This is a genomic window from Lysobacter hankyongensis (genome assembly GCF_039543145.1).
GTDB classification, from domain to species: domain Bacteria; phylum Pseudomonadota; class Gammaproteobacteria; order Xanthomonadales; family Xanthomonadaceae; genus Lysobacter_I; species Lysobacter_I hankyongensis.
In genome coordinates this window covers 105,130-120,012 of sequence record NZ_BAABJE010000018.1, presented here as the reverse complement: position 1 = coordinate 120,012, position 14,883 = coordinate 105,130, and the positions used below count along the sequence as shown (strand labels likewise).

Below are 14,883 nucleotides of genomic sequence, written 5' to 3'. Positions count from 1 at the left end.
CTCCGTGGCGGGCCTGCAGTGTAGGCGTCGCCTTCGACGACGGCAGCCCGCATGCGCGGGCCACAGCGTCGCGCCGGCGGGATGACGCACCATCCTGCCGACGCCTGACCGGGCCGTCGCCGGATCAGAATTCGCGCTGCAGATCGACGCTGAAGCCGTGATCGCTGCCGCTGTCGTCGAGGGTGCCGCGATAGCCGGCGCGGAGGCTCCAGTCGCCGCGGGTCTCGAACAGCGCGCCGAGACCGATCTCCCAGCGATCGCGATCGATGGCCTCGGGATCGATGCGATACGCCGGCGCCGCGAACGCGTCGGCATAGCGCAACGTCGCCGCGCCGCTGTCGGCGAAATCGTGCCGGTATTCGATGCGCAGCTGCGGCGCGAACCGGCCCCAGCCGGTGTCCCGGCGATAGTCGACGCGCAGGCCGAGATTGGCTGCACGCGTGCGCAGGGTCTGCGCGTCGTGGCGCAGCGCGAACGCCGGATCGCCGCCATGCTCGATGTATCCATCGAGCGTGCCGCGCGCGAGATCGACACGGCCATACGGCGAGAACCGCCAGCGGCCGCGTCCGAGATCGGCGCCGGTGGTGATCGCCGCGAACCATTGCCGCCCGTCGCGATGGCCTCCGAACTCGCCGGCATCGCTGCTGCGACGCAGGTCGTAGCGCAACCGCTGATGGCCCAGCACCGCATCGACGAAGAACACGTCGCCCGGCGCATGGCTGGCGTAGCCCGCCAGCGTGTACGCGCGCGCATCCGAACGCGTGCGCGCATCGCCCACCCAGGTGCGGTCGCGGCCGTAGCCGACACCGCCGCCGAACGCCCAGCCGCCGTCGAACCGGCGATCCGCACCGGCGCTGACGCCTTCGGTCTCGAAATCCAGCGCGGCGCGCCCATGCTCCGCATCGCGGTCGCCGCTGCGCACGGTGCCGGCGATCCAGGTGCCGAACAGGGCGTCGCGACGCGGCGCATCGCCCGTGGCCGCAGGATCGATCAGAGTGCGATCGATCAGGGCGCGATCGGCGAGCGTGGCGCCGGGCACGCCGGATTCGACGCAGGTGTCCGGATCATCGCCAGGCATGGCACCGACGCGCGGCGTGCAGCGGCGTGCCGCCGCGAACGACAGACCGTTGCTGAAACCGTTGCGGCCTGCGCCGCTGCCGTGCAAGCGTTCCAGCCGCTGCCGGAAGTTGCCGATCTGCGCATCGGCGAAGCGCTGCGCGCCGCGCTGCTGGGCATCGATCAGGCCGCGGAGATCCGGATCGCCCGTCGGATCCGGTCCGGCATCGACGGTGAACGTCACGCTCGACGGCGACGATGCGCCGAACGCGTTCGACAGCGTGTACTGGACCACGGCCGTACCGCGGAACGCGGCATCGGGCGTGAATCGAACGACGTAACGCGCAGTCGCATCGCTGCCGTCGCGGCCCGCCGTCGCGACGCCGGCATTCGCCGGAGACAGTGCGATCAGAGCGATGCCGGTGAACGGCCCGTTGGTCGCGCCTTCGCCGACGTCGACCGTGGCGACCTGCCCCGCCTGGGCGGAAACGGTACGGGACTGCGGTTGCGGCACCGGTCCGACTTCGATGTCGATCTCCGCCGCCAGCGAGGTGTAGAACGCGTTGCTCAGCCTGTACTGCGCGCGCGCGCGGCCGGTGAAGCCGGACGCCGGCACGTAACGCAGGCGGAAGCTCGAGCCGGCGACGACGATCTGCAATTCGCCCACTCCCGGCGTCAGCAGCTCCGCGGCGGCGCCGGTGAACGGTCCGCCGATCGCGCCGCCGGTCAGATCGATCTCCGCCGCGATGCCTGGCGACGTGCGCACGACCTTCGGCGCCGCCACCGGGAAGGCATTGACCGTGATCGTCACCGAGGCCGGCTGCGAACGTCCATCGGGGCCGAGCGCCACGTAGCGGAAACTGTCGGGCCCGAGATAGTCGCGGGTCGGGGTGTAGAAGATGTCCGGCGCGCCATTGGACGACGGCGGCCCGAGCACCGCGGTGCCATGGGATGGCGGCGTCACGATTTCCAGACCGGTGATCGTGCCGATGTCGTTGCGCGCGACGGGGATCACGTACGTGTTGTTGGAAGGCGCGAGCACGACATCGTCGACCGCCACGATCGGCGCCGTCGCGGCGATGGTGAGGGTGTACTGGCGGGTCGCGGTCTGCGGCACCGCATCGGTGACCGCGACGGTGAAGGTGTAGGTGCCCGCTGTCGTCGGCGTACCGAACAGCGATCCCGTCGCGCCGAGCGTGAGTCCCGGCGGCAGCGCGCCGGCGGTGATGGCGAAGCGGTAGGGCGAAACACCGCCGCTGGCGATGAACTGCCGGGTGTAGCCGCTGCCGACGTTGCCGTTGGCCAGGGTGCCGGGGCTGAAGTCCAGCGGCGGCGGCGCGGGCGGCGTGAAGGTCACCGTCGTCGAACTGTAGGACGTATAGAAGGCATTGCTCAGGCGGAAACCGACCACCGCCTGGGTGGCGAGACCGGAGGCCGGCGTGAACCGCATGAGGAAGGTCGAGCCGGACAGCACGATCTGCGCGGTGCCGGCGTTGGACGGAAACACATCGACGATCCGGGCCCCGGTGAACGGACCACCGGTCGCGCCGAGGGTCAGATCGACATCGACGGGCTGGCCGTTGCCGGAGAGCGGGACGACCTGCGAGATCGGCCGCGGGAACGGATTGACCGTGATCCGGACCGTGGCCGGAGCGGACGTACCATCGGGGCCGACGGCGACATACGTGAAACTGTCGGAGCCGGCAAAGCCGCGGGTCGCGGTGTAGAACACGCCGAGGACACCGCCGCCATGCGGGGGCGGGGCCGTCACCACGTTGCCGTTGGCCGGCTGGGTCGCGATGCTGATCGAGGTGATCGTGCCGGTGTCGTTGCCGGTCAGCGCAATCGGCAGGGTTTCGCCGGAAGGCACGGTGGCGCTGTCGTCGTTCGCCACCGGGGCGATCAGCGTGACGGCCGACGCCGGCTGCGACACGGTCAGGGTATAGCTGCGCGTGATCGTCGCCGCGATGCCGCCGGTGCTGTCTTCCGCGATGATGCTGAAGCTGTACGTGCCGGGCTGCGTGGGCACGCCGACGAGTTCGCCGGCGGCGATGTCGAACACGAGGCCCGGCGCGACGGCTTCCCCGCTCGCGCTGAAGCGGTAGGGTGCGACGCCGCCGCTCGCGCTGAACGCCTGTCGATACGACACACCGACCGCGGCGGCCGGCAGCGATTCGGGCTGCAGCGTCAGCGTCGCCGGCGCGATGTCCAGCGTGTAGGTCCGGTGGATCGTCGCGACACCGCCACCGCTGCTGTCGGTCGCGTAAACGAACACGTCGAAGCGGCCGGCTTCGCGCGGCGTGCCGCCGATGGTGCCGGCCGCCGTGTCGTGGATCATCCCGTCCGGCAGACCGTTGACCGAAATCGAGTACGGCGCGACGCCGCCTGCGACCACCACCGGCGTGGCCGGATACGCGACGGCCGCGGTACCGGCGGGCAGCGACGCGGGTTCGAGCGTGAGGATCGGCCCGCGCATCGCCAGCGAATAGCGCCGCGTGGACGTGATGCCCGTGGCATCGGTGCAACGCACGGTCACCGGGAAGACGCCGTTGTGCGTGGTGGTGCCGGACAGCACGCCGTCCTCGCTGAGAGCGATGCCCGGCGGCAGGATCGTCAGGTCGACCGTGTCGAAACGATACGGCGCGGTGCCGCCGGACGCCGAGAGCGTGACGCTGTAAGGCTCCAGTTCGCGGCCCAGCGGAAGCACGTCGTCGCTCGGCGAAATCACCACAGGCGAGGCGGCGATGGTGAGGTAGAAACTCCGCGAACCCTTGAACGGCGCACCCTGACCGTCGGCGCCGGTGTCGGTGGCGGTGATCTGCAGCGAATAACTGCCCGATGCGCGCGACTGGCCAGACAGCGTGTTGCCATCGAACTGCATGCCGGGCGGCAAGGTGCCGGACAGGCTGTAGACGTATGGGCCGATGCCGCCGCTGGCGGTGAAGGTCTGGGTGTAGGGCGCGTCGTAGCCGGCGGTGTAGGACGGATTGCTCGGCGTGAGCTGGATCAGCGGCGAGTAGACCGGCATGCGGTAGTTGACCGTGATCGACCGCGGCGACGGCGCGGCGCTGTCGGTCGCGGTGATCGCGAAGTCGAAGGTGCCGGCACGCGTGGGCACGCCGGACAGGCGTCCGCCGGCATCGAAATTCAGGCCGTTGGGCAAGGCCCCTGCGGTCAGCGCGTACGTGTACGGCGGCACCGTGCCGTCGGCGAACACGGTCACATCGAACGCTTCGCCCACGCGCGAGAACGGCAGTTGCGTGGGCAGCAACCGCAGGCCGGGCGGATGGATCACCAGGCGATAACTGCGCCAGACATCGTGCGGACCGGGCGCCGGGCTGCTGTCGGTCACGAGCACGCTGACGTAGAACGTGCCGCTCTGCGTCGGCGTGCCGGACAGCGTGCCGTCGGACGCCAGCGACAGGCCGGGCGGCAAGGTCTGCGTGGATTCATAGCGGTACGGCGGCTGTCCGCCCGTCGCGGGGCCGATGACCGCGGAATAGGCCATGCCCTGGGTGGCGTCGCGCAGCGTCGTGGCCGGCAACGTCACCAGATTCGATTTCACCCGCAGCGTGTAATCCGCACGGGCGACGAAGGGACCCACCGGGCCGGGCGAGCTGTCGGTGACCTGCAGGGTGAAGGCGAAGTCGCCGGATTCGGTCGGCGTACCGTAGATTTCGGCGTTGTGATCGTCGAAGAACAGACCGTCGGGCAGCCGCCCTGCCACGATCGCGTAGACGTAAGGCTCGACCCCGCCGTTCGGCCTGAACCAATGCCAATACCCTTCGCCGAGCCGGCCGTCGACCGGATTCCGATAATCCAGTTCGATCGGATTGTCGTCATTGACGATCGTGCCGACGGCCGTTCCATGTTCGATCCGGGCGTTGTCCGCGGTACTCAAACTGAAGTAGATGCGCTCGAAGTATTCCGGCACCGTGTCGCCACGCACGGGGTGGGAGACGGTCTTCGACGTTTCTCCAGGCGCGAACAACAGCCGACCGTACTGTCGCGGAATCACGGTGTCGAAGAGGTCGCCCACCGAATAATGGACCGACACGGTATGCGCGGAAGGCGCGCTCAGCGTGATCTCGAAGGTCATCGGCTGCGTGCCGGAATCGCCTTCGACCAGACTCACGTCCTGAACCGAGAGCGCAGGCAGTTGCTGCGAGATCGACACGATGCGCACGGTCGCCCGCGATGTCGGCGGGTCGGCGCCGACGACATCGATCGCTTCGATGAAGAATGTCTCCTCGTCTTCCTCCAGCGTGTCGCGCAACGTCGCCTGATGGGCGAACGCCACGCGCTCCCCGGGCCGGATGGAATATCTGCGCGACTCGAAGCCTTCGTAGTCTTCGCTGGCCACCGCTGTGCCGTCGACCGTGCGCAGGGTGAAAGACACGCCCTCGGGACCCGCGGGCGCATCCAGCACGGCGTAGAAATAACCCGTGCTGCCCTCGTAGACGATGTCGTCGTCGAGGATCAGTCGCGGCCGGTGATCGTCGTTGATGATCGTGCCGACCGCTTCGCCGTCTCCCAGCACCGCCCCGGAAACATTCGTCAGACGCAGCAGGAAGGTTTCGTCGGTCTCGGGATTGCGGTCGGACGTGATCTTCACATCGACGGACGTCTGGGTCAGCGACGCCGGAATCGTCACGCGCTGCGTCGCAATCGGAATGTAGTCCGCACCGGCCACGGTGGCGCTGCCGTCGACGGTCTGGACATCGAACGCGATGCCGCCCGCGGGCGCGGGCGCGTTCGACCGGATCTCGAAACGCAGCGTGGTGAATCGCGAATCGCCCTCGACGAGGGCGCTGTCGAGTACCGACAGCACGGCGCGCGGCGGCGGTGGCGGCGCCGCGTCCACCCGCAGCGCATAGCGGCGGGTGTAGGTGGACGGACCGTCGCTGGCCTGGATCGTGAAGGCGTACACACCCAGCGCGATGGGCGTGCCGGACAGGCCCTGGCCGTCGAAGTCGATGCCGGGCGGCGGGTCGCCCTCGATCAGGCTGTACAGATACGCCGACGTGCCGTCGACGGGCTGGAAGGCCTGCGCATACGGCCTGCCGGCGACGGCCGCGGGCAGCGTCGACGGTCCGAACGCGATCTGCGGCGGGGCGATGCGCAGCACGAACGACGCGGTCGCGACGCCGGGCACGGTGAGCGTGCTGTCGGTCAGGGTGACATCGATGGGGAAGTCGCCGGATTCGGCGGGAATCCCGCTGATCTCGCCTGCGGGACTCAACTGCAGGCCCGCGGGCAGCGCACCGCCGGTGAGGCTGTAGACGAGGGGCTCGGTATAGCGGCCGCCGACCGCGAACTGCGCGCTGTAGTCGCCGCCCTCGGTGCCATCGAGCGAAAACAGCGGCGCGAAGCTGAAGCTCGGCGGCGATGCCTGCAGCGTGTAATCGCGACTGGCGGTGTACGGCCCGGCCGCGCTGCTGTCGGACACGGTCACCGTGAACGCGAACGCGCCGGAACCGCGCGAACTGCCGGCGATCGTGCCGCTTTCGCTCAGCGTCAGGCCCGGCGGCAGCGCACCGGCGGTGATCGCGTAGCGATACGGCGGCTGCGCGCCGGTCGCCGGATTGAGGGCGACAGAATAGCCGTCGTCGAACGGCGCATCGGGCAATGTCGTCGGCGGCAGGGTCAGGGTGTGGCCGCCGATGACGATCGTGTAGTCGCGATAGGCGACCGCCGCATTCGACAGCGCACCCACGGTCGCCATCACCCGGAAGGCATACGTGCCGACGGCGGTCGGAAATCCGAGGAGGTATGTGCGGCCATTGAAGATCGTCAGCGCGATGCCCGGCGGCAGCGCGCCCGACACGATCTCGAACCGTGCATCGGTCTGCGGCGTGGACAACCCCTGGTCGTAGCGCTCGCCCAGCGCACCGCCGGGCAACGCCGCCGGCTGGATCGCGAACGCATCGTCGTCGTCGGTCACGATGTGGATCGCCGCGATGCCGCCACCGGTCGCGCCGATCGCGTCGCTCAACACGACCCCGAAGACTTCCGTCCGCTCGCTTTCGGTATCGCCATGGATACGGAGCTGCAGCGTCCTGCGGGTTTCGCCCGGCGCGAACACCAGCGTGCCTGCCTGTGCCTCATAGTCGTCCGGCGCGAATGCCCGGTCATCGACGGTCGCGTAGTCGACCCGCACCTCCTGCGCGGCGGGATACCCCAGCACGACTTCCAGCACCGCAATCGCGTCGCCGGTATCGCCTTCGATCACCGCGATGTCCGACTCGGCGAAGCCGATGTCTGGCGTGAGTTCGTCGTTGCGGATCGTGCCCACGGCGCGCCCGTCGGCGACCGTCGCGCCGACCGCGTTCGCGATGTCGACGTAGAAGGTTTCGTCGGGCTCGTAATCGCCGTCGGCGTTGACGAGGACGGTGTAGGGGAATTCGGTCTCGCCTTCGGGAATCTCGGCCGCTCCGGAGGACAGCACGTAGTAGTCGGCGCCGTCGGCGCTGCCATCGCTCGTGGAGAGATCGAAGCGTACGCCACCGGCGGGCGCGGGCGCGTCGAGACGCACCCGGAACACCATCGTCGTCGCGGCGGCCTCGTCCTCGGCGAGGGTGACATCGTCGATGGACAGCGCCGGCTGCGCCCGCACATGCGCGGACAATGCGATGGAAAGCAACAGCGCTGCGCATGCGGCGGCGGCACGGATCGGACCACGTCCGAAGATGAACGAGCGCTTCCCCACGAACATGTCCTCTCCGGTGGCGGGATTCCCGGGCCCGCGGCACGAGCGGCCACCTTATCACCGGCGCATTGTCGCCGACCAAAAAAACGCCGCTGCGGGGCAGCGGCGTTTTCGGTACTTCAGGCGGACGTGGACGTCAGAACTTCCTGTCCACGTTGATCTGCACGCTGTTGTCGCGATCGTCGCTGCCGGTCAGGCCGCGGTAATCGAAACGGAACGACCAGCCGCTGTCGAGATCGAACAGCAGACCCAGACCGAGCATCAGTCGCGTGCGATCGAACTCGCTCAGGCTAGTGTTGTAGAACGGACCGGTCGGCAGATCCGCGTAACGCATCGACTGCGAACCGTTGGCGCGGAAGTCGTGCTGGTATTCCAGACGGAACTGCGGCGTCAGGAAGCCCCACGCGGCCTGGTGGCGGTAGTCGATGCGCAGGCCGGCGTTGCCGGTGTTCGTGTCGACTTCCATGTTGTCGTAGGCCAGCGAGAAGATCGCGTCGCCGGTTTCGGTATAGGCCTCCAGGTCGCCGCGCATCACGTCCGCACGGACGTACGGGGTGAACTGCCACGCACCGCTCTGGAAGTCCGCACCCGCCGACACCGAACCGAACCACTGCGTACCGGAACGGCTGCCGTTGACGAACGCGCCGTTGGTGGTGACGTAGCGGCGCAGGTCGTAATCCAGCTTCTGGTAGCCGACCAGACCGTCGAGGAAGAAGCGGTCGCCCGGGCTGTAGCTCGCATACATCGCGAACGTGTAGGCCGTGCCTTCGCTGCGGCTGCCGTTGTCGCCGATGTCGCTGTCGTCGCGGCCGTAACCGACGCCGCCACCGACGCTGAAGGCGTCGCTGATGCGGCGATCGATACCGACGCTGACGCCATCGGTTTCGAAGTCGACGCCGGCGCTGCCGTTGCGACCATCGTGGTTGCCCGAGCGGATCATGCCCGCCGCCCAGATGCCGAGGCCGCTGTTGCCGCCGCCGTTGGCCTGCTGACCGCCACCGGCCATGCCGTTGCCGTTGCCGTTCATGCCGTTGCCGGCGACACCGCCACCGACCTGGGTGTTGTCGCAGCGACGGCCCGGCATGGCGCCGACGGTCTCCGGACAGTAGGTGTTGTAGGCCGCGGCCAGACCGTTGTCGAAGCCGCCTTCACCCGCACCGTGCAGGCGCTCCAGGCGCTGCTGGAAGTTGTTGATCTGGGTGGTGGCGAAGCGACGGGTCGAATCCGCCTGCGCATCCAGCAGACCCTTCACTTCCGGATCGCGCGACGGATCCGGGCGCTGCACGACCGCGACCGTGTAGGCCCGCGTGCCGGTGAAGCCCAGCGCGTCGGTGGCGCGGACGGTGAAGTTGAAGTTGCCCGTGACCGTCGGAGCGCCGCTGAGCGCACCCGCGCTGCTCAGGGTCACGCCGGCCGGCAGCGCACCCGCGCTGATCGCGAAGGTGTACGGCGCGGTACCGCCGGTGGCGGCGAGCGTCTGGTTGTAGGGCACGGAGAACACCGCACCCGGCAGGGTCGTCGGGTTGATGACGATCGTGGGCGCCGACAGCACCAGCGTGTAGGCGATCGTCACCGTGCCGGCAGTGCCGGTGGTGCTGTCCCTCGCCGTGACGCTGAAGTTGAAGGTGCCCGCCACGGTCGGCGTGCCGCCGAGCGTGCCGCTGGCCGCGTTGAACGTGAGGCCGGCCGGCAACGCACCCGCCAGGGTGTAGGTGTACGGCGCGATGCCGCCGCTGGCGGTGAACGTCTGGCTGTAGGCCACGCCCGCGGTGCCGCCCGGCACGGTCGCCGGGGTCAGGGCCAGCGTCGGGGCCGCGATCGTCAACGTGTAGTTGTTGGTGATCGTGGCCGCAGTGCCGCCGGTACTGTCGGTCGCGGTGACGCTGATGTTGAACGTGCCCGACTGCGTCGGCGTGCCGCTGAAGGTGCGGGTCGCGGCGTTGAAGGTGAGCCCGGTCGGCAGGGCGCCGGCCTGGGTCACCGTGTACGGCGCGATACCGCCGCTGAGCGTCAGCACCTGGCTGTAGGCCGTGCCCGCCGTGCCCGCCGGCAGCGTGGCCGGGGTCAGCGTGAGCGTCGGCACCGCCACGACGACGGTGTAGGCGCGGCTGCCGGTCTGGCCGAACTGGTCGGTCGCGGTCACGGTGAAGTTGAACGTGCCCGAGGTGGTCGTCGTTCCGGACAGGGCACCGCCCGCACTCAGGGTCAGACCGTTCGGCAGGGCGCCGGCGGTGACCGCGAAGGTGTACGGCGCGACCGCGCCGCTGGCGGTGATCGTCTGGGTGTAGCTCAGGCCGGCCGTGGTGTTCGGCAGCGTGGCGGGGTTCACGACGATGGTCGGCGCCGGCACGTCGATCGTGTAGTTCTGCGCGATCGAGAACGGCGCACCCACGCCGGTCAGCACGGTGTCGGTGGCGGTGACGGTGATCGGATAGCTGCCCGGCACCGTCGGCGTGCCCGAGATCGTGTTGCCGCTGAAGGTCAGACCCGCCGGCAGCGCGCCGGTGAGCGTGTAGCTGAAGCTGTTCGAGCCGCCGCTGGCGGTGAAGGTCTGCGAGAACGCGGTCGCGTACGGCGCGTTCAGCGTGCCCGCCGCCGGCGTCATCGTCAGCGTCGGCGCCGCGATGGTCACGGTGTAGGCACGGCTGCCGGTCTGGCCGAAGTTGTCGGTCGCGGTCGCGGTGAAGTTGAACGTGCCGACTTCATTCGACGTGCCCGAGAGCGCGCCGCTGCTGGCGAGCGTGATGCCCGACGGCAGACTGCCCGCGGTGACGGCGAAGGTGTACGGGGCCGCACCGCCGGTGGCGGTGAGCGTCTGGCCGTACGCGACCGTGGCGGCGGGATTCGGCAGCGTGGCGGGGTTCACCACGATGGTCGGTGCCGGCACGTCGATCGTGTAGTTCTGCGCGATCGAGAACGGCGCACCCACGCCGGTCAGCACGGTGTCGGTGGCGGTGACGGTGATCGGATAGCTGCCCGGCACCGTCGGCGTGCCCGAGATCGTGTTGCCGCTGAAGGTCAGACCCGCCGGCAGCGCGCCGGTGAGCGTGTAGCTGAAGCTGTTCGAGCCGCCGCTGGCCGTGAAGGTCTGCGAGAACGCGGTCGCGTACGGCGCGTTCAGCGTGCCCGCCGCCGGGGTCATCGTCAGCGTCGGTGCCGCGATGGTCACGGTGTAGGCGCGGCTGCCGGTCTGGCCGAAGTTGTCGGTCGCGGTCGCGGTGAAGTTGTAGGTGCCGACCTGGTTCGACGTACCGGAAAGCGCGCCGCTGCTGGCGAGCGTGATGCCCGGCGGCAGGCTGCCCGCGGTGATCGAGAAACCGTACGGCGCGACGCCGCCGGTCGCGGTGATGGTCTGGCTGTACGCGCTCGCGGCGACCGGATTCGGCAGCGTCGCCGGATTCACGGCGATGGTCGGCGCGGCCACGTTGAAGGTGTAGCTCTGGCCGATCGTGAACGGAGCGCCGGTGCCGGTGGAGCCGGTATCGGTCGCCGTGATCAGCACGATGTAATTGCCCGGCACGGTCGGCGTGCCCGAGACGGTGTCGCCACTCAGGCTGAGGCCGGTCGGCAGGGTGCCGGTGACCGAGTAGGTGTACGGCCCGATGCCACCGCCCGCGGTGAAGGTCTGCGTGTAGGCGGCGCCATAGGTCGGGTTGAAGCTGCCCGCGGGCGGCGCGAGCGTCAGCGTCGGACCGGCGACGGTCAGCGTGAACGCCTGGCCGACCGTGTACGGGCCGTTGCCGGTGCTGCTGTCGGTGGCCGAGACGTTGAGGCTGAAGCTGCCCGCCTGCGTCGGCGTGCCCGAGACCGTCACCGTGTTCGCGGTGGTGCCGGTGATGGACAGGCCGGCCGGCAGGTTGGTCACCTGATAACCGCTCCACGGCTGGGCGCCACCGTTGAAGGTGAAGGTCTGCGTGTACGGCGCCGCGACCGTGGCGGCGAAGCCACCGGTCGGCGTGATCGTGATGACCGGATCCTGCACCGTGATGGTGACCGTGGCCGGCGCCGAAGTGCCGCCGCTGTTGGTCGCGGTGTAGGTGAAGCTGTCCGGACCGGCGTAACCGGCGGTCGGCTGGTAGGTGATGGTGGTGCCGGTGACGATCGCGGTGCCGTGCAGCGGCGCGGTGCCGATGGCGAGCGAGGTCGCGGCACCGCCGCCGAGGATCAGCGGTACGTTGGTGGCCGGGGCGTTGTAGGCGACGGTCAACGCGGAGTTGGCGGCGGTCGGCGGCACGTCGATCACCACGATCGAGTAGCTCTGCGTGGCCGTGTACGGGCCGGTGCCGGTGCTGCTGTCGGTCGCGGTGATGCTGAAGTTGAAGGTGCCCAGCGCGCTCGGCGTACCGGTGATGGCGCCGGTCGCGGGATTGAGCGTCAGGCCACCCGGCAGCGCGCCGGCGGTGACGGCGTAGGCGTACGGCGCGGTACCACCCGAAGCCGGCGCGATCGACGCGCTGTAGGCCGCACCCAGCGTACCGCCGGCCAGCGATGTCGCCGGCAGCGAAATCGTCGGCGCGGCGATGACGACCGTATAGGCCTGGCTGCCCGAGAACGGACCCGGGAACGGACTGCTGTCGGTCGCGGTGACGGTGAAGTTGAAGGTGCCGCCTGCGGTCGGCGTACCGCTGAGGACACCGGCGGGCGACAGGGTCAGGCCGGCCGGCAACGCACCCGCGGTGATCGCGAAGTTGTACGGTGCGACGCCGCCGCTGGCGGTGACCGTCTGGCTGTAGGCCGCGGCGACGGCGCCATTCGGCAACGTGGCCGGACTGACCGTCACCGGCACGTCGTCGTTGGTGATCGTGCCCACACCCTGGTTGTCGGCGATGGTGGCGTTGGTGGCGCCGCTGAGGTTCACGAAGAACGTCTCGTTCGCCTCGGGCACGGTTTCGCCGATGACCGGAACGGTGATCGTCTGGGTGGTCGTGCCGATCGAGAAGGTCAGCGTGCCGCTGGTGTTGGTGTAATCGGCGGGCTGGGTCGCGGTGCCGTCGGCGGTGGCGTAGTTCACGTTCACCGTCTGGCCGCTGGCGGCGTTGAGGGTCACGGTGAACACCGCGTTGACGGTGCCGGCATTGCCTTCGAGCACGGTGACGTCGTTGATCGACAGCGACGGCAGCGGATCGTCGTTGACGATGGTGCCGACGCCCTGGCCGTCGACCACCACCGCGTTGATGACGTTGGTGACGTTGACGAAGAAGGTCTCGCTCGGCTCGTTCAGCGTGTCGCCGTTGACCAGCACGGTGAAGGTGTAGGTGCTGCTGCCGGCGGGAATGGTCTGGCCGGTGAGCGTATTGATCACGTAATCGCTGCCGCCGACGGCGCTGCCGTTCGCGGTGGCGATGTCGAAGGTGACGCCGCCCGGGCCGGCCGGCGCGCTCAGACTCACCGTGAAGGTGAAGTTGGTGATGCCGGCGTTGCCTTCGTTCGCGGTGACATCGTTGATCACGAGATTCGGCAGATCGTCGTTGAGGATCGTACCGGTGGCGCTGTTGGGCACGCCGACGGTGTAGCCGGCGCCGGCATTCAGGGTCAGCGTGACCGTCTCGTTGGTTTCGATGGTGGCATCGGCGGTCGGATTGACCGTGATCGTGCCGGTGGTGCTGCCGGCCGGAATGACCAGCGGCGAGGCGATCGTCGTGTAGTCGACGCCGTTGGTCGCGGTGCCGCCGATGGTGTAGGCGACGGAGAGCGCCGAGAACGACGCCTGATTCAACGTGACCGTGTAGACCAGATTGGGCGCGCCGTCTTCCGCGACATTCGCAGGCGAGACGCTGATGGTCGCGCTCGGCACGTCGTCGTTGAGGATGGTGCCGGTGGCGCTGGCCGGGACACCGACGGTATAGCCGGTACCGGCGGCAACGGTGAGGGTGACAGTCTCGTCGGCCTCGACGGTGCCGTCGACGCTCGGATTGATGGTGATCGTCGCGGTGGTGGCGTTGGCCGGGATGACGACGGTGGCGACGCCACCGGTGTAGTCGACGCCGGACGTGGCCGTGCCGCTGGTGGTGATGTTGACCGTGGTCGGCGACGTCAGACTCAGGCTGCGGGTGACCGTGTAGGTCAGATTGGTCGCGCCGTCTTCGCTGACCGAGGCCGGCGAAACCGCGATCGACACCGACGGCGGCGGGCTGACGGTGAGGGTGAAGGGTTCGATTTCGAAATAGCTGCTGGGAGGACTGGCGGTGCTGCCGTCGGTGACGCGGATCTGCACCGGGTAATTGCCCGGCGCGGCGGACGTGGTGCCGCTGATGACGCCTGCGGTCGACATCGAGATGCCCGCGGGCCACGCGGGACTGGCGGGATCCAGGACGTAGGTGTGGGGCGCGACACCACCGGTGGTGGAGAGCGTCTGCGAGAACGGCGCGCCCTGGATCGCGGTCGCGGTAGTGGGGACCAGCGTCAGCGTCGGATTCTGGACCGTGCCGGTGTATCCCTTGTCGACGAACTGGGCCGTGGGAGTCGTGGCATCGGTGGAGCGGACGCTGAAGCTGTAGGCGCCGCGCTGCGTCGGCGTGCCGCTGAGGACGCCGCCGCTGGTCAGGGTCAGGCCGGGCGGCAGGACGCCGCTCTGCAGCGTATAGGTGTACGGCGCGAGACCGCCGCTGGAGCTCAGCGTCTGCGAGAACGGGGTGCCGGCGGTGAGCGTCGGCAGGGTGGCCGGGGACACCGTGATCGGCGAGGCCGACGGATTGATGGTGATCGTCACCCGGACGTCGCCGTTGCCGGTCGCGGTCGCCTCGGTGAATTCGAAGACATCGGTCGATCCGATGCCGGTCGTGCCGTTGTGGCTGTAGTCCAGGAACCACTGGCCGCCGGTGATCCGCAGCGTGGCGGAACCGTGATCTTCGAGGTCCGAGGCGCCGGAGCTGCCGCCGTCGATGGCGCCGCCGCCCGCGAACGCGATGTTCGATGCGCAGTCCGAGACGTTGATCGTGACCGAGCCGCCGCTGGTCACGGTGGCGGTCTGGGCCGGACATTCCAGGGACGTGTGCTGGGCGCTCGCCAGTGTGGGCCACAGCGACCCGAGGGTCAGCAGCCAGACGAGAAGGCCAAAACCGGCGAAGCGGCCACGACGGCCGTACTGCGACGAAAGCGTTTGCATGTCCCTGTTCCCC

The 14,883-nt window shown here is 69.2% G+C and carries 1 protein-coding gene and 1 pseudogene; both read right to left on the bottom strand.

What is annotated here, in order from left to right; all coding sequences use genetic code 11:
* Positions 1-124 precede the first annotated feature (124 nt).
* Positions 125-7,771, bottom strand: coding sequence for a putative Ig domain-containing protein (locus ABD974_RS17000; protein ID WP_345304533.1), 7,647 nt, complete (start codon positions 7,769-7,771; stop codon positions 125-127).
* A 145-nt stretch (positions 7,772-7,916) separates the two neighbouring features.
* Positions 7,917-14,870 (bottom strand): annotated as a pseudogene (locus ABD974_RS16995) (putative Ig domain-containing protein); the annotation flags it as partial.
* Positions 14,871-14,883: the final 13 nt, after the last annotated feature.

Coding starts and splice junctions, on each gene's coding strand:
- ABD974_RS17000 (WP_345304533.1), bottom strand. CDS start 7,771: ATGTTCGTGGGGAAGCGCTCGTTCATCTTCGGACGTGGTCCGATCCGT.